The following is a 16,956-nucleotide window of genomic DNA, read 5'->3' as shown; positions in this document are numbered from 1 at the left end:
TAGTTTCATGTTTTAATAAAAAAGCCTGCATATGCAGGCTTTTTTATTGGTCTTGAACGTTTATGTGTCGCTATTTACAGTCTTTGAAGAGGAAATAATACGCACCTCCTGCTGAGGATATGGAATCCGAATATTATTCTCTTTGAAACGCCGCCAGATCTCATAATAAATGTCACTTTGCAATTTGGCTGTACCTTCCTCTGGGTTTGGAACCCAAACCGCTAGCACTAAATCAATACCATTCTGGCCAAATGACTTGATGGTGACATCTACCGCTGCATCGTCCTGAATGGTTCGCTCGTGTGTTCTACCGATTTCTTTTAATATCTGTATCGCCAGATCAAGATCACTTTCATAGGAGATCTGGATAGGGATAGGCACCTTGGCTGTATGTGCTGCGGAGGTATGATTAATTACTACATCGGTTATCATCTTTTCGTTAGGAATGATAATTTCTGTCGAATCAGGTTTCTGCAGGATCATGTAGCGGGAACGCAACTCTTGCACGATACCATGATGATCACCAATGGTAATCAAATCGCCCATGTGTAAGGACTTGTCCATCAAAATGATAAAACCGCTCACGTAGTTACTGGCGATCTTTTGCAAGCCAAAACCCAGGCCTACGCCAAGCGCTCCGCCAAATACTGACAGCATTGTGACATCTATCCCCACCGCAGCCATCGACATCAGTAAAGCAATCACAATCGCGACCATGCGCACCAACTTAACCATGATTACACGCCAGTTGCCATTAATGTTAGTAGCGGCCATGAGCCTGAGTTCAATCATGCGACTCAGCCACAACGCTACCAGCATGGTGATGACTATCGTTAGACTTCCCTGCAAGAGCAACAGCAGATTAAGCTTTTGCTTACCTACGCTGAATTTCACGTCTTCGAGAATCTGCAGTGCAGGATCGAGGAAGCCGCTGATATGTAACGCGACAATGACCCATACACTCCATGCAATGACGCGTTCAAACGAATGCAACCAGGCCCCTGGTGAAAACACATAACGCAGCACATAAACAAAGCTACGGATCACAACCATGGCCAGCAGCATCCGCACGGATAACTTAATTAAGCCAACATGCATCCAGTGTTCCAAGCTAAGCCGTGCCACCAGCAGCATTAAAAATGCGACCAAAGGGAAAAATAGCCGCTCGATGCCACCCAGCAGCATTTTGTAAACGATATTGACCCGTCCAGCTTCAATTTGCTTGCGCAAATGTAGGTTTAATAAACCACTCACCGCCAGGACGGCACCAATAATGAATAATTGCCACAACGCAGACACTGAACTCAGGTCGTGCGCAATTTCTTTCCAGAGAATATTAATATCGTTATCCATGTACGAGCGCTTATAACAAGAAGATGGTGGCGAGGCCGAGGAAAATCATAAAGCCACCACTGTCGGTAATTGCGGTAATTAAGACGCTGGAACCCACCGCGGGGTCCCGGTCCAGTTTATTCATTACCAATGGGATGGTGACGCCTATAATCGCAGCCAATAATAAATTGAGCGTCATGGCAGCCATCATGACCAAGCCTAACGCAGCGCTATGATAGAGCCAGAAAGCAACCAAACCGAGCACACTGCCCCAAATCACACCATTCAGCAGCGCAACGCCCATTTCCTTCTGCAGCAAAGACTTCATGTGGTAACCGGATATTTGCCCCAAAGCCAAGCCACGAACAATCATGGTAGTGGTTTGATTGCCAGAGTTACCCCCTATGCCGGCTACAATCGGCATCAGCGCGGCCAAAGCGACAATCCGCTCAATACTGCCCTCAAATAGACCAATCACGCGGGAGGCCACCAAAGCAGTCACCAGGTTAATTGCCAGCCACGCCCAACGGTTTTGCACAGACTTCCAGATAGACGCAAAAAAGTCTTCCTCTTCGCGCAAGCCGGCGAGGGACAACATATCCGCCTCAGCTTCTTCACGGATGATATCCATCACCGTATCCACGGTAATCCTGCCAACCAGCTTGCGATTATTATCAACAACAGGTGCGGTCACCAGGTCATAACGTTCAAACGCCATCGCCGCCTGGTCTGCCATGTCTTCAGGATGAAAGACCACGGCATCGCTAGACATGATATCGCCGACCTTGGTCTCAGGATCATTGAGGATAATGCGTTTGAGAGGCAACACCCCTTGAAGGATGTCATCACGGTTAATGACGAATAGCTTATCGGTATGGTCAGGAAATTTGGGAAGCCTGCGCAGATAGCGCAAGACCACTTCCAGGGTGATATCGTCACGGATGGTGACGATATCAAAATCCATAATCGATCCCACTGTATCATCTGGATAGGACAGCGCTGACTGCAAGCGCTCCCGATGTTGTGTATCCAGGCTATATAACAAGTCCTGTAAAACATCTTTAGGCAGGTCTGGTGCCAGATCAGCCAGTTCATCGGTATCAAGTTGTTCGGCGGCTGCCAGCAACTCTTCGCTGTCCATGTCCGCAATCAATGTTTGACGGACAGCATCCGACACTTCCAGCAGAATTTCGCCATCGCGTTCTGCCTTGACCAAATCCCAAACCATCAAACGGTCGTCTAATGGCAATGACTCTAGAATATAAGCGACGTCCGCCGGGTGTAACTGATCTAGTTTATGTTGCAGAATGCTGAGATTCTGCTTATGCACAAGATTCTCAACCAGGTTATGATTCGGCATATCCTGCCTGTGCACCACATGCTCTACGAGCTTGTGCTTACCCAATAAATGGATCACCTGCTGCAAGGTCTCACCGAGACTCTCTTTGCCCTCAATTACTTTTTCATCTTGTTCGTGAGTTTCTGTCATGCATTATCCAATGTTGAGCAGGTGTTATTTTTTGCAGGTATTATTGTACAAAGCGTTGATGACACTACCTAGACTTTTATGCAAAAGGGATTGATATTATTTGGCACCCGCGGATGCCACCTTTGTGATGATGCTGAGCGCATCTTGCAGGCGTTAAAATTACCTTACCAATACATTGACATTATTGACGATGAAAAATTGCTGGAACGCTATCAAACTAGCATTCCCATCTTACAAGACACTGGCAATGAGGGGCAGACAACCTTGTTCTGGCCATTTACCATGCTAGAAGTGGGTGAATGGTGGCAAGCCAGCCATACAAAATAAAAAAGCCAGCGTATGCTGGCTTTTTTATGGATGCGTCAGAGTTTATTACTCTGCAGCTGGTGCTTCTGTGACTTCTGGACGGTCAACCAACTCAACAAATGCCATAGGCGCATTGTCTCCGTTACGGAAACCACATTTCAAAATACGCAGATAACCACCATTGCGTGCATTGTAACGTGGGCCCAGTTCACCGAACAGTTTGCCAACGATATCACGATCGCGCAGACGGCTGAACGCCAGACGACGGTTTGCCAGGGTAGGTGTTTTACCCAAAGTGATCAGAGGCTCAGCGTATTTACGCAGCTCTTTTGCTTTTGGCAAAGTTGTTTTGATCACTTCGTGACGCAGCAAAGAGGTCACCATGTTGCGGAACATGGCAGCACGGTGGCTGCTGGTTCTGTTCAATTTACGATTGCTATTACCGTGACGCATAGTAATTTCCTTAAGTATTTATCTTATTAGAAATTAAGCTTTTTCCAAGCCAACAGGTGGCCAGTTTTCCAGCTTCATTCCCAGTGTTAAACCTTTAGAGGCCAACACATCTTTAATTTCATTTAATGATTTTCTACCCAGGTTTGGCGCCTTCAGCAATTCGTTTTCAGTACGCTGAATCAAATCACCAATGTAGAAAATATTTTCTGCTTTGAGGCAGTTGGCAGAACGTACTGTCAATTCCAGATCATCTACTGGACGCAACAGGATAGGATCTACCTGTGGAGCGGCTTTCACTTCAACATCAGCGGAAGCACCTTCCAAGTTCGCAAACACAGACAACTGACCAATCAGAATACGCGCTGCATCACGAATAGCCTGTTCAGGTTCGATAATGCCGTTTGTTTCTACATCCATAATCAGCTTGTCGAGGTCGGTACGTTGCTCAACACGCGCACTCTCAACATGGTAACTAACCTTGTTGATAGGGCTGAAAGAAGCATCCACCATCATAAAGCCAAGTACACGATCTTCGTCATTGGCCTTCTGGCGCGCTGGTACAGGCTGATAACCGCGGCCCATTTCCACTTTCACTTCCAGGTTCAACTTACCACCTTTAGTGATGTGAGCAATGACGTGGTTTGGATTTACAATCTCAGCATCATGACCAACTTCAAAATCACCAGCAGTCACAACACCTTCACCGCTTTTGTTTAAGACCAAAATGGTTTCGGTTTTGTTGTGCAGCTTTAAAGCAACACCTTTAAGGTTCAGCAAGATATCAACGACATCTTCCTGCACACCTTCGATGGTGGAGTACTCATGCACAACTCCATCGATTTTTACTTCAGTAATGGCAAAACCCGGAATGGAAGAGAGCAATACTCTTCTTAACGCATTACCCAAGGTATAGCCAAAGCCACGTTCCATTGGCTCCAAAGTCACACGTGCGCGGAGTGGAGTAATCACTTCAACGTCCACAACACGTGGCTTCAAATAATCTGTAGGGTTACTTTGCATACAATTCCTTGAAGTAATTGGGTATTAAAAAATAAACCTTAGCCTAGACTAAGCGATTACTTAGAATACAATTCAACGATCAATGATTCATTGATGGTAGCAGGCAACTCATCACGCTGAGGTTTAGCCTTGAACTTACCAGACAATGCTTTGACGTCGACTTCCAACCACTCAGGGAAACCACGCTGCTCAGCTGCTTCAACAGCTGCTTTAATACGCAATTGTGTTTTCGCTTTATCAGCCACAGACACCACGTCACCAGCCTTCACTTGATAGGAAGGAATGTTTACGCGCTTGCCGTTAACCAAAATCGCGTTATGACGGACAACTTGACGTGCTTCAGAACGGGAACCAGCCAAACCCATGCGGTATGCAACGTTGTCCAGACGGGATTCCAGCAACTGCAACAGGCTCTCACCTGTAATGCCTTTTTGACGGTCAGCTTCAGCATAGTAAGTACGGAACTGACCTTCCAATACGCCGTAAATACGACGCACTTTTTGTTTCTCACGCAATTGCACGCCATAGTCTGACAGACGTGAGTTACGGCGTTGACCATGCTGACCTGGTGCGAAGTTGCGCTTTTCAATTGCGCATTTGTCTGTAAAGCATTTTTCTGCTTTCAGAAACAGCTTTTCACCTTCACGACGGCATTGACGGCATTTAGGGTCTAAATTTCTAGCCAAAATAGTTCTCCAGTAATCGATTCGCTAATCTGTGACAGCGAAATGAATTAAATTCTGCGTTTCTTCGGTGGACGGCAGCCGTTATGAGGCACCGGAGTCACATCAGTAATGCTAGTGATTTTGAAACCAGCAGCATTCAACGCACGCACAGCAGATTCACGACCTGGACCTGGACCTTTAATACGTACTTCCAGATTCTTAACACCAGATTCCTGAGCTGCTTTACCAGCGACTTCAGAAGCTACCTGTGCAGCAAATGGGGTACTCTTACGTGAACCTTTAAAACCTTGACCACCGGACGTAGCCCATGACAACGCATTGCCCTGACGATCGGTAATCGTGATAATCGTGTTGTTAAAAGAAGCGTGCACGTGGGCAATACCCTCGGCAATATTCTTTTTAACTTTTTTTCTAACGCGTACATTAGCTTTTGCCATGTTGTACTGTCCTTAATATTTACTTTTGTTCAATAAAGATTATTTAGCTTGTTTGATGGCTTTAACCGGGCCTTTGCGTGTACGCGCATTGGTTTTGGTACGCTGACCGCGTACTGGCAAGCCACGACGATGGCGAATACCGCGGTAGCAACCCAAGTCCATCAAACGTTTGATGTTCATGGTCACTTCACGACGCAAGTCACCTTCAACAGTGTATTTAGCCACTTCGTCACGCAGCTTTTCTACTTCTGCATCGCTCAAGTCTTTAACCTTTACAGTGGTCAAAACACCAGCGGCAGCACAGATTTTCTGCGCAGTATTGCGACCAATACCGTAGATAGAGGTCAGAGCAATTTCTGCATGTTTGTGGTTTGGGATATTTACCCCGGCAATACGAGCCATACTTAAACTCCAATAATCAATCGTTTTTCACGATCAAACTTGTGCGTAGAAAAGAAAAGCCGCATATTATATCAGCTTCCCTACACCCTCACAAGCAATTGTTTACCATTAACCTTGACGTTGTTTATGACGTGGGTCAGAACAAATAATGCGAACAACACCGCGACGTCTTACGACTTTACAGTTACGGCATAATGTTTTAACTGATGCGCGAACTCTCATCTTACTTTCCTTTAGTTAATTCACTTACTTTGCGCGGAATGTAATTCGCGCACGGGTTAAATCATAAGGGGTCATCTCCACAGTGACTTTGTCACCTGGCAAAATACGGATGTAATGCATGCGCATCTTGCCTGAAATGTAACCAAGTACTGTATGACCGTTTTCTAGTTTCACTTTAAAAGTTGCATTCGGAAGATTCTCAAGAATCTCACCCTGCATCTCAATGCGATCCTCTTTTGCCATCTTTTACTTACCCGTTCCCTTAAAGTTTGCCTTTTTCAGCAAGCCTTCATACTGTTGCGACATCAGATGGGATTGCACCTGCGTCATAAAATCCATCGTCACGACAACGATAATCAACAATGAAGTACCACCAAAGTAGAACGGGGTATTAAATTTCAACACTAAAAACTCTGGCAACAAACAAACCAGCGTAATGTATAACGCACCAATCAATGTCAAACGGCCCATGATGCGGTCAATATATTTAGCCGTTTGCTCACCTGGACGAATCCCAGGGACAAACGCACCACTTTTCTTCAAGTTATCTGCTGTTTCTTTTGGATTGAATACCAATGCCGTATAGAAAAAAGCAAAGAACAAAATCGCTGCTGCAAACAACAAGATATACAACGGCTGACCAGGAGAGAGTTTCGCACTCACATCCTTCAACCAATACATATGCTCGCTACTCCCAAACCAGCCAGCCAAGGTGGCAGGGAACAAAATAATACTTGAAGCGAAAATCGGCGGAATCACGCCAGACATATTCAACTTCAATGGCAAGTGGGTAGATTGACCACCATAAATGCGGTTACCCACCTGACGCTTCGCGTAGTTCACCGTAATCTTGCGTTGACCACGCTCAACAAACACAACTAATGCGGTTACCAAAATCACAGCGACAAACAAGAACATCACTAATGGAATGGAGAACGCACCGGTTTTTGCCAGATCCAGCGTACTGCCAATTGCGTGCGGCAGACCAGCGACAATCCCGGCAAAAATGATAATTGATATCCCATTCCCAATCCCACGCTCGGTAATCTGCTCGCCCAACCACATCAAAAACATCGTACCGGCAACCAATGTGGTTACCGCAGTAATACGAAAAGCGAAGCCTGGATCCAATACCAAACCAGCCTGTCCTTCCAGTGCGATGGCAATGCCTAATGCCTGGAATGTGGCAAGTAACACCGTTCCATAACGGGTATACTTGGTAATCTGGCGTCGACCAGCTTCACCTTCTTTTTTAAGCTGCTCCAACTGCGGTGACACCACAGTCAGCAACTGCATAATAATCGAGGCAGAAATGTACGGCATGATGCCTAAGGCAAACACGGTAAAGCGTGACAACGCCCCACCGGAGAACATGTTAAACATGCCCAAAATGCCGTCCTTCTGCGTGTCGAACAACTGCTTCAACACGGTAGGATCAATGCCTGGCACTGGAATATGTGCGCCCAGGCGGTAAACCACCAACGCACCCAACAAGAACCACAAACGGCTTTTTAATTCACCAAGTTTGCCAACGGAACTTAAGATATTATCCTGTGCCAAGCTGATACTCTCTTTTGACTACGTTTATACTTCCAGCACTTTGCCGCCAGCGGATTCGATGGCTGCTTTAGCACCTTTGGTCAACAACAACCCTTGCACTTGCACTTTGGCAGATACGTCACCAGACAGGTACACTTTCACTGCTTTAGCAGTCGCTGGCACCAATTTAGCTGCTTTCAAGGCCAAAATATCAACCACTTCCGCATCAACCAAGCTCAGCTCGCTGGTACGGATACGCGCGGTGTCAGCTTGTGTCAATGAGTTAAAACCGCGTTTTGGCAAACGACGTTGCAAAGGCATTTGACCACCTTCGAAACCAACCTTGTGGAAACCACCAGCACGGGATTTCTGACCTTTGTGACCACGGCCACCAGTTTTACCTAAGCCAGAACCAATACCACGACCTAAACGACGAGGGGCTTTTTTTGCGCCTGCAGCAGGCTTAATCGTGTTTAATTGCATGATTATTCAACCTTCAAAAGATAACTCACAGCGTTAATCATGCCGCGAATTTCAGGAGTGTCCTGCACTTCTACAGTATGGTGCATACGACGCAGACCCAAACCACGAACTGTGGCTTTGTGTGCTTCAATACGACCAATCAAACTTCTAACCAGCGTTACTTTTAAAGTAGCGCTTTCTTTTTTTGCTTTAGCCATGATTAACCTCTGATTTCTTCTACGGTCTTACCACGTTTAGCGGCAATTTCAGCCGGTGTATTCATGGATGCCAGACCATTCAAGGTCGCACGAACCAGGTTGTAAGGATTGGTAGAACCAATACTTTTTGCAACCACGTTAGTCACGCCCATCACTTCGAAAATCGCACGCATTGCGCCACCAGCAATAATACCGGTACCTTCAGAAGCTGGCTGAATCAGCACTTTAGCTGCACCGTGAACACCAGTCACTGCGTGGTGCAACGTACCGTTATTCAGGTTTACTTTCACCATGCTGCGACGGGCTTCGTCCATGGCTTTTTGTACAGCCACAGGCACTTCACGTGCTTTACCTTTACCCATACCAACGGCACCATCACCATCACCAACTACGGTCAAAGCAGCGAAGCTCATGATACGACCACCTTTAACCGTTTTACTTACACGGTTAACGGTAATCATCTTTTCGCGCAAACCGTCGGTTTGCTGCTGTTGTTCAATATCTTTAGCCATTCTTTATCTCACCCTTAGAATTTGAGACCAGATTCACGGGCAGCGTCAGCCAAAGCCTTGATACGACCGTGATACTTGTAGCCTGAACGATCAAATGCAACAGTGGTAATGCCCGCTTTTGCCGCTTTTTCAGCAATACGCTTACCAATCAGGGTTGCAGCTTCGATGTTGCCGCCATTTTTCAGTTGTTGACGCACTTCAGCCTCAACGGTGGATGCACTCGCCAATACGCGATCGCCAGTTTCAGCAATGATCTGTGCGTAGATATTGGTATTGGTGCGATGTACACTCAAACGTGTCACTTTCAACTCGGCGATTTTGGCACGGGTTTTACGTGCTCTGCGCAAGCGGTTATTTACGTTTTTCATTGAATTTACCTTTAATGTTGAATCACTGTTCAGGTTATTTAACCTACAAGTGCCTTACTTATTTTTTCTTGGTCTCTTTAATGACCACCACTTCGTCAGCATAACGAACACCTTTACCTTTGTAAGGTTCAGGGGCACGGTAAGCGCGAATTTGAGCAGCCACTTGACCAACCACTTGCTTGTTAGCGCCTGTCAACACTACTTCAGTTGGAGTAGGTGTCTGTACAGTAACGCCTTCAGGCATTTTGTGATTGATCGGGTGTGAGTAGCCGAGCTCCAGGTTCAATGTAGAACCTTGAGCATTTGCTTTGTAACCCACACCAATCAGTGACAGCTTACGGGTAAAGCCAGCAGAAACACCTTGCACCATATTAGCCAGCAATGCGCGGGTTGTACCAGACATCGCTCTTGCATGCTGTGTTTCGCCATTGGTTTTTACCAACAACTGCTCACCTTCGCGAACTACTGAAATATCAGCAGACAACGCTTGAGTCAATTTACCCAAAGGACCGCTCACAGCGACTTCTGAGGCAGAGATTACAACTTCCACTTTCGCAGGAATTGCAATCGGATTTTTAGCAACACGTGACATATTGATTCTCCTTAGGCCACGATGCACAGAACTTCGCCACCAATGCCGGCAGCTTGTGCTTTACGATCAGTCATCACGCCTTTGGATGTCGAAACAATCGTCACACCCAAACCGTTCATTACTTTAGGCAGGTTTTGGCTGCCTTTATAGATACGCAAACCTGGCTTGGATACGCGCTCAATCTTCTCAATCACTGGACGACCGGCGTAGTATTTCAGGCTAATGTTCAAAACAGGCTTACCGTCATTGTTTTGAACGTTGAAATCGTCGATATAACCTTCGTCTTTCAACACATTTGCAATTGCACCCTTCAACTTGGAAGCAGGCATTGAAACAGTTGTTTTATTCGTACGCTGCGCGTTACGAATACGGGTCAACATATCGGCAATCGGATCACTCATACTCATGTTTTATTCCTCCGTTACCAGCTGGCCTTGGTGACGCCTGGTACGTGACCAGCCATCATCAACTTACGCAACTCGTTACGTGCGATACCAAATTTACTAAACACACCACGTGGACGGCCAGTCAAAGCACAACGGTTACGTGTGCGAACAGGACTGGAGTTACGGGGCAAACTTTGCAATTTCAAGCGTGCAGCCATGCGATCTTCAACGCTGGCAGACTGATCGTTGATGACAGCCTCCAACTCAGCACGTTTAGCTGCGAATTTTTTAACGGTTTCGCGACGCTTTTGCTCGCGCTCTGTCATACATACTTTTGCCATGACTTAACCTCTGAAAGGGAAACTAAACGCAGCCAAAAGAGCTTTCGCTTCTTCGTCTGATTTTGCTGTTGTCGTAATGGTGATGTTCATCCCACGCAGCGCATCGATTTTGTCGTATTCGATTTCTGGGAAAATGATCTGCTCTTTCACACCCATGTTGTAGTTACCACGGCCATCAAAAGACTTGCCGGAAATACCACGGAAGTCACGGATACGTGGAATAGCCACAGTGATCAGACGATCCAGGAATTCATACATACGCTCACGGCGCAGGGTTACCTTGCAACCTACAGGATAATCATCACGGATTTTAAAGGCCGCTACGGATTTCTTCGCCTTAGTCACAATTGGCTTCTGACCGGCAATCTTCTCCATATCAGAAACAGCGTTTTCCATGACTTTCTTGTCAGCGACTGCTTCACCCACACCCATGTTCAGGGTAATTTTTTCGATACGTGGCACCTGCATTGGTGAGGTATAACCAAATTGTTCTGTCAATTTGGCTACTACTGTATCGTTATAATACTGTTTTAAACGTGCCATATTTATTCCTATGCGTCGATAGACTCGCCGCTTGATTTGAATACACGAATCTTGCGACCATCTTCCAGTACCTTAAAACCAACACGATCAGCTTTTTGTGTTGCAGCGTTGTAAATCGCCACATTGGAGCCGTCAACCGGCATTTCCTTGCTGATGATGCCACCAGTGATACCACGCATGGGGTTAGGACGAGTGTGTTTTTTCACTACATTCAAACCTTCAACCACTACATGGCCGCTTGGCAAGACGCTTAAAACAGTGCCTGTTTTACCTGCATCTTTACCTGTATTCAGAATGACCTGGTCACCTTTGCGAATTTTGCTCATTTGATTGTCTCCAAGCCTTACAACACTTCAGGCGCCAGTGAAACAATCTTCATGAAGCGCTCACTACGCAGTTCACGTGTCACAGGGCCAAAAATACGTGTACCAATCGGCTCCAGCTTGTTGTTCAACAACACTGCAGCATTGGCATCAAATTTAACTAACGAACCATCTGGACGGCGAACACCTTTAGCAGTGCGCACAACCACAGCGTTGTAGATTTCACCTTTCTTGACGCGACCACGAGGCGCAGCATCTTTCACGCTGACCTTGATGATGTCGCCAATGCTGGCGTAACGACGCTTGGAACCACCCAAGACCTTGATACACTGAACGGAACGCGCACCAGTGTTGTCGGCCACTTCCAGCCGAGATTGCATTTGAATCATGAGAAATAATCTCCAACTTAATCCGTTATAACCACTACCGGCCGCCTGCTTTTTGAACTTACGCCCAAAAAACACGTTAAGGCCAATAGACCACGGTCAGTATTGGGGTGCCAGCTACATGCCAACTAAGGCGGGCACCGAAAAGTCCAACATTATACAACCAAAAAAACGCTTATGACAAGCGTTTTTCCGGTTTTATATTTGAAAGCCTTATTTAGCTTCGATTTTGCTTACTACCCAAGTTTTGGTCTTGGAGTATGGGCGTGATTCGGTAATGGTAACCAGATCGCCTTCATTACATGCATTGTTTTCATCATGCGCATGAAACTTGTTCGATTTAACAACCACTTTACCAATCAGAGGGTGTTTCACTTTACGCTCGACAAGCACAGTCACGGTTTTATCCATTTTGTTGCTTACCACGCGACCAGTCAAACTGCGTACTACTTTCGCTTTTTCAGTCATCATGCCTGTTTCGCTTTCTCAGCCAAAACGGTGTTCACGCGAGCGATATCCTTGCGTACTTTACCCAGCTGATCTACCTTGTTCAATTGTTGGGTGGCCAACTGCATGCGCAGGGAAAACTGCGCGCGACGAAGCTCAACCAACTCGTTGTTGAGCTCATCTGCTGACTTTGCTCTCAATTCAGAAGCTTTCATTTACTACTCCTTAACTGCCAATTTGACGTGTCATGAATGTAGTTTCAACTGGCAACTTAGCAGCAGCCAATCTGAAAGCTTCGCGAGCCAATTCTTCGCTCACGCCATCCATCTCGTACAACATCTTACCTGGCTGAATCTGGGCGATGTAGTAGTCCACGCTACCCTTACCGTTACCCATACGTACTTCAGCAGGTTTCTTAGAAATCGGTTGATCCGGGAACACACGAATCCAAACGCGGCCACCCCGTTTAATGTGACGAGTCATCACACGACGGGCAGCTTCAATCTGGCGTGCTGTCAAGCGACCACGGCCGATCGCTTTCAAACCAAATTCACCAAAGCTCACCTTGTTACCAGTAGTCGCAATACCTTTATTGCGACCCTTTTGCATCTTACGGTATTTCTGTCTAGCTGGTTGCAGCATCTTTAGCCCTCGGCTTTCTTACTTTTTTCTCTGGCTCAGCATCAGCAACCGCAGCATTTGCAGCAGCGTTGTCACCGAAGATCTCGCCTTTGAATACCCAAACTTTAATTCCGATGATACCGTAGGTGGTTGAAGCTTCAGCCACACCGTAGTCGATATCAGCACGCAGTGTATGGAGAGGCACACGGCCTTCACGGTACCATTCGGTACGTGCAATTTCGATACCGTTCAAACGACCGGAACTCATGATCTTGATGCCTTGTGCGCCCAAACGCATTGCGTTTTGCATCGCACGCTTCATGGCACGACGGAACATCACACGTTTTTCCAATTGCTGTGCAATAGATTGTGCAATCAAAGTCGCGTCCAATTCTGGCTTGCGTACTTCTTCAATGTTCAGGTGCACTGGCACACCCATTAGGCCTTGCAGGCTAGAACGCAAGGATTCGATGTCCTCACCTTTTTTACCGATGACAACGCCTGGGCGTGCACTGTGAATCGTAATTTTAGCGTTCTTAGCAGGACGCTCAATCACGATGCGGCTCACAGCAGCGCTAGCCAGTTTTTTGTTCAAGAACTCACGTACTTTGATGTCACCTTGCAACATCGCAGGGAAGTTCTGGCTATTAGAGTACCAACGTGAGGCCCAGTTTTTCTGAACGCTCAAACGGAACCCAATTGGATGAATTTTCTGTCCCATATTATTCCTTTGAGTCACCGACTGTCACATGAATATGACAGGTTGGTTTCGTAATACGACCAGCGCGACCTTTTGCACGTGCACGGATACGCTTCATCACCAAGCCTTTATCCACATAGATTGAAGTTACCTTCAATGTGTCGATATCAGCACCATTGTTGTGTTCGGCGTTAGCAATCGCAGACTCAACCACTTTTTTGATAATCTCGGCACCACGCTTAGGGGTGAACGCCAAGATGTTCAGTGCTTGATCTACTTTTTTGCCACGCACAAGGTCAGCCACCAAACGCGCTTTTTGCGGAGAAAGGTGTACGCCTTTTAAAACTGCAGTAACTTGCATTATCAGCCCCTTACTTCTTCGCTTTTTTATCAGCCGCGTGACCCTTGAATGTGCGAGTCAACGCAAATTCACCGAGCTTGTGACCAACCATGTTTTCAGAAATCAACACAGGCACATGCTGTCTGCCGTTGTGCACTGCGATGGTTAAACCAATAAAGTTTGGCAATACAGTCGAGCGACGTGACCAAGTTTTGATTGGTTTACGGTCGCGACCCGCTACAGCGGTTTCGACTTTCTTCGCCAAATGTGCATCCACAAATGGACCTTTTTTAATAGAACGTGCCATAGCGATTACCTTACATTTCTCGGACGACGACTTACGCGCATGTTATCGGTACGCTTGTTCTTACGAGTACGATAACCCTTAGTTTTCTGACCCCATGGAGAGACTGGGCTCATACCAGCAGCAGTACGGCCTTCACCACCACCGTGCGGGTGGTCGATCGGGTTCATTACCACACCGCGAACGGTTGGACGAACACCGCGCCAACGCATTGCACCGGCTTTACCGATAGAACGCAAGGAATGCTCTTCATTACCGACTTCACCCAAAGTGGCCTTGCAGTCTACATGCACACGACGAACTTCACCTGAACGCAAACGCAACTGAGCGTAAGAGCCTTCACGCGCCAACAGTTGTACTGAAGTACCAGCTGAACGGGCAATCTGCGCACCTTTACCAGGTTGAATTTCGATGCAGTGAATCGTGCTACCCACTGGAATGTTGCGCAATGGCAAGGCATTACCAGCACGGATAGGCGCTTCTGAACCACTGATCAATTGTGCACCGGCAGCAATGCCGCGTGGTGCAATGATGTAACGACGTTCACCATCCGCATAGCACAACAATGCAATGTTAGCTGTACGGTTTGGATCGTACTCAATACGCTCAACAGTTGCAGGAATACCATCCTTGTTACGACGGAAGTCAACAATACGGTAATGCTGTTTATGACCACCACCTTGGTGACGGGTCGTGATGCGACCGTTGTTGTTACGACCTGCATTCTTGCTTTGACTTTCCAACAGCGGCGCGTAAGGCTTGCCTTTATGCAAATCTGGTGTAACAACTTTCAATACACCGCGACGACCGGGGGAAGTTGGTTTGACTTTAACTAATGCCATGTCTTCTCTCCTTATTCGCCAGCTGCAAAGTTAATTTCTTGACCTGGCTTCAAGCTCACATAAGCTTTTTTCCAGTCGCTACGCTTACCCATGCGACGGCCAGCGCGCTTCACTTTACCTGCAACATTAATCACAGACACAGAAGCCACTTCAACCTTGAACACCAATTCAACAGCCGCCTTAATTTCTGGCTTGGTTGCATCGGTACGCACTTTAAAAGCAATTTGCTGATGCTTGTCAGCAATGAATGTTGCCTTTTCAGTAATTTGTGGAGCCAAAATCACTTGCAACAAACGATCTTGTGTTTTTGTAGCTGCGGTAATCATGCCAAGATCTCCTCTAGTTTTTTCACAGCATTCGCTGTGACCAAAACGTTAGGGAAACGCACCAGACTTACTGGGTCAGCATATTGCGCTTCAACTACCAATACGTTTGGCAGGTTACGGGAAGACAAGTACAAATTCTCATCAAAGCCGTCAGTCAACAGCAGCACGCCACCGTCGATGCCCAGGGCATTGATTTTTTGTACGAATTGTTTTGTTTTAGGGGTATCAACAGTAAAGTTATCTACCACTTTCAAACGGTCCTGACGCACCAACTCAGACAAAATAGTCTGCATACCAGCACGGTAAGCCTTACGGTTTACTTTGTGGCTGTAGTTTTCGTTAGGGCTATTTGGGAAGGCACGACCACCTCCACGCCAGATAGGGCTCGATGCCATACCAGCACGGGCGTTACCAGTACCCTTTTGCGCAAATGGCTTATGGGTAGTGTGGGCAACTGTTGCACGTGTCTTTTGAGCGCGGGTCGCTGTACGGGCGTTCGCCAGGTAAGCCACAACCACTTCATGCACCAGAGACTCGTTAAATTCACGACCGAAAGTAACATCAGACGCATCCACGCCTTTTTTTGCCACTTTGCCGTTTTGATCGATAAGTTTCAATTCCATTATTTAGCCCCTTTCGACTTGATGGCTGGACGAACTACAACATTGCCACCTTTGGAGCCAGGTACGGAACCTTTAATCAACAACAGGTTACGCTCTACGTCTACACGTACGATTTCCAGGTTTTGGGTAGTGACTTTAGCATCACCCAAATGACCAGGCATGCGCTTACCAGGGAATACTCGACCTGGATCCTGCGCCATACCGATAGAACCTGGTACGTTATGTGAACGTGAGTTACCGTGGGATGCACGGTTAGAGGAGAAGTTATGACGCTTGATCGCACCGGCAAAACCTTTACCAATGGATGTACCCGTCACATCAACCAACTGACCAACGGAGAAAATGTCTACAGTGACATTGCCACCCACTTGGAAGTTAGCCAATACATCTTCAGCCACATTGAATTCTTTGATACCAGCACCAGCAGTAACGCCAGCCTTGGCATAATGACCAGTCAGCGCTTTGTTGATACGGCTGGCACGACGCTCACCGTAAGCAACCTGAAGACCTGTATAGCCATCAGTTGCGACTGTCTTTACTTGTGTCACGCGGTTAGGAATCACTTCCAGCACTGTTACAGGAACGCTTGCGCCTTCTTCTGTAAAAATGCGGGTCATGCCCACCTTGCGACCAATAAGCCCTAAGCTCATGATCAGTTCCTTATAATAGTTAAAGTGGACGATTACAATTGACCGTCCACCGAAGAGCGCGGATTATACCGAACTATTCTTGATTT

General features: G+C 46.8%; 31 protein-coding genes. 1 reads left to right on the top strand and 30 read right to left on the bottom strand.

Annotation, left to right across the window (positions count from 1 at the left end; all coding sequences use genetic code 11):
* Nucleotides 1-60 precede the first annotated feature (60 nt).
* Together ACIDF8_RS01230 and mgtE are read right to left on the bottom strand one after the other, a co-directional pair.
* Complete coding sequence (locus ACIDF8_RS01230) at nucleotides 61-1,353, bottom strand: mechanosensitive ion channel family protein (RefSeq protein ID WP_412008809.1); 1,293 nt, start codon at nucleotides 1,351-1,353, stop codon at nucleotides 61-63.
* 10 nt (nucleotides 1,354-1,363) lie between these two features.
* Nucleotides 1,364-2,821, bottom strand: a complete 1,458-nt coding sequence (gene mgtE / locus ACIDF8_RS01225; RefSeq protein ID WP_412008808.1) for a magnesium transporter — start codon at nucleotides 2,819-2,821, stop codon at nucleotides 1,364-1,366.
* A gap of 144 nt (nucleotides 2,822-2,965) precedes the next feature.
* Here mgtE and ACIDF8_RS01220 point away from each other — a divergent pair, with 144 nt between their 5' ends.
* On the top strand, nucleotides 2,966-3,148 hold the full coding sequence (locus ACIDF8_RS01220; RefSeq protein WP_412008807.1) for a hypothetical protein: 183 nt from the start codon (nucleotides 2,966-2,968) through the stop codon (nucleotides 3,146-3,148).
* Nucleotides 3,149-3,193: 45 nt separating this feature from the next.
* On the opposite strand, the gene rplQ is transcribed toward ACIDF8_RS01220, so the two are convergent.
* The 28 genes from rplQ to rplC all read right to left on the bottom strand — a co-directional run bounded on the left by rplQ (nucleotide 3,194) and on the right by rplC (nucleotide 16,870).
* Nucleotides 3,194-3,580, bottom strand: a complete 387-nt coding sequence (gene rplQ / locus ACIDF8_RS01215) for a 50S ribosomal protein L17 (RefSeq protein WP_412008806.1) — start codon at nucleotides 3,578-3,580, stop codon at nucleotides 3,194-3,196.
* Nucleotides 3,581-3,613: 33 nt separating this feature from the next.
* Nucleotides 3,614-4,600: a DNA-directed RNA polymerase subunit alpha gene (locus ACIDF8_RS01210; protein WP_412008805.1), complete on the bottom strand. Its 987-nt coding sequence runs from the start codon at nucleotides 4,598-4,600 to the stop codon at nucleotides 3,614-3,616.
* A gap of 56 nt (nucleotides 4,601-4,656) precedes the next feature.
* Nucleotides 4,657-5,286 (bottom strand): 30S ribosomal protein S4, encoded by a 630-nt coding sequence (gene rpsD / locus ACIDF8_RS01205; protein ID WP_412008804.1) that lies wholly within the window; start codon nucleotides 5,284-5,286, stop codon nucleotides 4,657-4,659.
* A gap of 47 nt (nucleotides 5,287-5,333) precedes the next feature.
* Nucleotides 5,334-5,723 (bottom strand): 30S ribosomal protein S11, encoded by a 390-nt coding sequence (rpsK, locus tag ACIDF8_RS01200; protein ID WP_018986256.1) that lies wholly within the window; start codon nucleotides 5,721-5,723, stop codon nucleotides 5,334-5,336.
* 39 nt (nucleotides 5,724-5,762) lie between these two features.
* On the bottom strand, nucleotides 5,763-6,125 hold the full coding sequence (rpsM, locus tag ACIDF8_RS01195; protein ID WP_018986257.1) for a 30S ribosomal protein S13: 363 nt from the start codon (nucleotides 6,123-6,125) through the stop codon (nucleotides 5,763-5,765).
* Nucleotides 6,126-6,233: 108 nt separating this feature from the next.
* A complete protein-coding gene (gene rpmJ / locus ACIDF8_RS01190) occupies nucleotides 6,234-6,347 on the bottom strand; it encodes a 50S ribosomal protein L36 (protein WP_412008803.1) in 114 nt (37 codons plus the stop codon).
* 24 nt (nucleotides 6,348-6,371) lie between these two features.
* Entirely contained in the window at nucleotides 6,372-6,590 is a 219-nt protein-coding gene (infA, locus tag ACIDF8_RS01185) for a translation initiation factor IF-1 (RefSeq protein ID WP_018986258.1), read from the bottom strand.
* Between the two features lie 3 nt (nucleotides 6,591-6,593).
* Nucleotides 6,594-7,907, bottom strand: a complete 1,314-nt coding sequence (gene secY, locus ACIDF8_RS01180; protein ID WP_018986259.1) for a preprotein translocase subunit SecY — start codon at nucleotides 7,905-7,907, stop codon at nucleotides 6,594-6,596.
* Between the two features lie 24 nt (nucleotides 7,908-7,931).
* The gene (gene rplO, locus ACIDF8_RS01175) at nucleotides 7,932-8,369 is read right to left on the bottom strand and encodes a 50S ribosomal protein L15 (RefSeq protein ID WP_412008802.1); all 438 of its coding nucleotides are present in this window, start codon (nucleotides 8,367-8,369) and stop codon (nucleotides 7,932-7,934) included.
* 2 nt (nucleotides 8,370-8,371) lie between these two features.
* Entirely contained in the window at nucleotides 8,372-8,566 is a 195-nt protein-coding gene (gene rpmD / locus ACIDF8_RS01170) for a 50S ribosomal protein L30 (RefSeq protein ID WP_019881237.1), read from the bottom strand.
* Between the two features lie 2 nt (nucleotides 8,567-8,568).
* Nucleotides 8,569-9,078 (bottom strand): 30S ribosomal protein S5, encoded by a 510-nt coding sequence (rpsE, locus tag ACIDF8_RS01165; protein WP_018986262.1) that lies wholly within the window; start codon nucleotides 9,076-9,078, stop codon nucleotides 8,569-8,571.
* Nucleotides 9,079-9,092: 14 nt separating this feature from the next.
* On the bottom strand, nucleotides 9,093-9,446 hold the full coding sequence (rplR, locus tag ACIDF8_RS01160; RefSeq protein ID WP_194748723.1) for a 50S ribosomal protein L18: 354 nt from the start codon (nucleotides 9,444-9,446) through the stop codon (nucleotides 9,093-9,095).
* Nucleotides 9,447-9,504: 58 nt separating this feature from the next.
* A complete protein-coding gene (gene rplF / locus ACIDF8_RS01155; RefSeq protein WP_412008801.1) occupies nucleotides 9,505-10,038 on the bottom strand; it encodes a 50S ribosomal protein L6 in 534 nt (177 codons plus the stop codon).
* An 11-nt stretch (nucleotides 10,039-10,049) separates the two neighbouring features.
* A complete protein-coding gene (gene rpsH, locus ACIDF8_RS01150) occupies nucleotides 10,050-10,445 on the bottom strand; it encodes a 30S ribosomal protein S8 (protein ID WP_412008800.1) in 396 nt (131 codons plus the stop codon).
* A 14-nt stretch (nucleotides 10,446-10,459) separates the two neighbouring features.
* Nucleotides 10,460-10,765: a 30S ribosomal protein S14 gene (gene rpsN, locus ACIDF8_RS01145; protein ID WP_412008799.1), complete on the bottom strand. Its 306-nt coding sequence runs from the start codon at nucleotides 10,763-10,765 to the stop codon at nucleotides 10,460-10,462.
* 3 nt (nucleotides 10,766-10,768) lie between these two features.
* Nucleotides 10,769-11,308, bottom strand: a complete 540-nt coding sequence (gene rplE / locus ACIDF8_RS01140; RefSeq protein ID WP_412008798.1) for a 50S ribosomal protein L5 — start codon at nucleotides 11,306-11,308, stop codon at nucleotides 10,769-10,771.
* Nucleotides 11,309-11,316: 8 nt separating this feature from the next.
* Nucleotides 11,317-11,634: a 50S ribosomal protein L24 gene (rplX, locus tag ACIDF8_RS01135; protein ID WP_194748728.1), complete on the bottom strand. Its 318-nt coding sequence runs from the start codon at nucleotides 11,632-11,634 to the stop codon at nucleotides 11,317-11,319.
* Nucleotides 11,635-11,651: 17 nt separating this feature from the next.
* On the bottom strand, nucleotides 11,652-12,020 hold the full coding sequence (rplN, locus tag ACIDF8_RS01130; protein WP_018986269.1) for a 50S ribosomal protein L14: 369 nt from the start codon (nucleotides 12,018-12,020) through the stop codon (nucleotides 11,652-11,654).
* A 210-nt stretch (nucleotides 12,021-12,230) separates the two neighbouring features.
* On the bottom strand, nucleotides 12,231-12,488 hold the full coding sequence (gene rpsQ / locus ACIDF8_RS01125; protein WP_412008797.1) for a 30S ribosomal protein S17: 258 nt from the start codon (nucleotides 12,486-12,488) through the stop codon (nucleotides 12,231-12,233).
* The gene (gene rpmC / locus ACIDF8_RS01120; RefSeq protein WP_412008796.1) at nucleotides 12,485-12,679 is read right to left on the bottom strand and encodes a 50S ribosomal protein L29; all 195 of its coding nucleotides are present in this window, start codon (nucleotides 12,677-12,679) and stop codon (nucleotides 12,485-12,487) included. The genes rpsQ and rpmC overlap by 4 nt, the downstream gene beginning before the upstream one ends.
* Before the next feature lie 10 nt (nucleotides 12,680-12,689).
* Nucleotides 12,690-13,106 carry a 50S ribosomal protein L16 gene (gene rplP, locus ACIDF8_RS01115; RefSeq protein ID WP_018986272.1) on the bottom strand — a complete coding sequence of 139 codons (417 nt, stop codon included), beginning with the start codon at nucleotides 13,104-13,106 and terminating at the stop codon, nucleotides 12,690-12,692.
* Nucleotides 13,090-13,806, bottom strand: a complete 717-nt coding sequence (rpsC, locus tag ACIDF8_RS01110) for a 30S ribosomal protein S3 (RefSeq protein WP_412008795.1) — start codon at nucleotides 13,804-13,806, stop codon at nucleotides 13,090-13,092. The genes rplP and rpsC overlap by 17 nt, the downstream gene beginning before the upstream one ends.
* 1 nt (nucleotide 13,807) lies before the next feature.
* Nucleotides 13,808-14,146, bottom strand: a complete 339-nt coding sequence (gene rplV / locus ACIDF8_RS01105) for a 50S ribosomal protein L22 (RefSeq protein ID WP_194748731.1) — start codon at nucleotides 14,144-14,146, stop codon at nucleotides 13,808-13,810.
* 10 nt (nucleotides 14,147-14,156) lie between these two features.
* The gene (gene rpsS, locus ACIDF8_RS01100; protein WP_018986275.1) at nucleotides 14,157-14,432 is read right to left on the bottom strand and encodes a 30S ribosomal protein S19; all 276 of its coding nucleotides are present in this window, start codon (nucleotides 14,430-14,432) and stop codon (nucleotides 14,157-14,159) included.
* Between the two features lie 5 nt (nucleotides 14,433-14,437).
* Complete coding sequence (gene rplB / locus ACIDF8_RS01095; protein ID WP_018986276.1) at nucleotides 14,438-15,271, bottom strand: 50S ribosomal protein L2; 834 nt, start codon at nucleotides 15,269-15,271, stop codon at nucleotides 14,438-14,440.
* An 11-nt stretch (nucleotides 15,272-15,282) separates the two neighbouring features.
* On the bottom strand, nucleotides 15,283-15,597 hold the full coding sequence (rplW, locus tag ACIDF8_RS01090; protein WP_018986277.1) for a 50S ribosomal protein L23: 315 nt from the start codon (nucleotides 15,595-15,597) through the stop codon (nucleotides 15,283-15,285).
* Nucleotides 15,594-16,220 carry a 50S ribosomal protein L4 gene (gene rplD, locus ACIDF8_RS01085; RefSeq protein ID WP_412008794.1) on the bottom strand — a complete coding sequence of 209 codons (627 nt, stop codon included), beginning with the start codon at nucleotides 16,218-16,220 and terminating at the stop codon, nucleotides 15,594-15,596. Before rplD ends, rplW begins: the two co-directional genes overlap by 4 nt.
* Nucleotides 16,220-16,870, bottom strand: a complete 651-nt coding sequence (gene rplC / locus ACIDF8_RS01080; protein WP_412008793.1) for a 50S ribosomal protein L3 — start codon at nucleotides 16,868-16,870, stop codon at nucleotides 16,220-16,222. The genes rplD and rplC overlap by 1 nt, the downstream gene beginning before the upstream one ends.
* Nucleotides 16,871-16,956: the final 86 nt, after the last annotated feature.

Source organism: Methylophilus sp. 3sh_L (genome assembly GCF_046766015.1).
Taxonomy (GTDB): Bacteria; Pseudomonadota; Gammaproteobacteria; order Burkholderiales; family Methylophilaceae; genus Methylophilus.
Note: the sequence above shows the minus strand (reverse complement) of the source record. Positions and strands in the feature narration are given on the sequence as shown.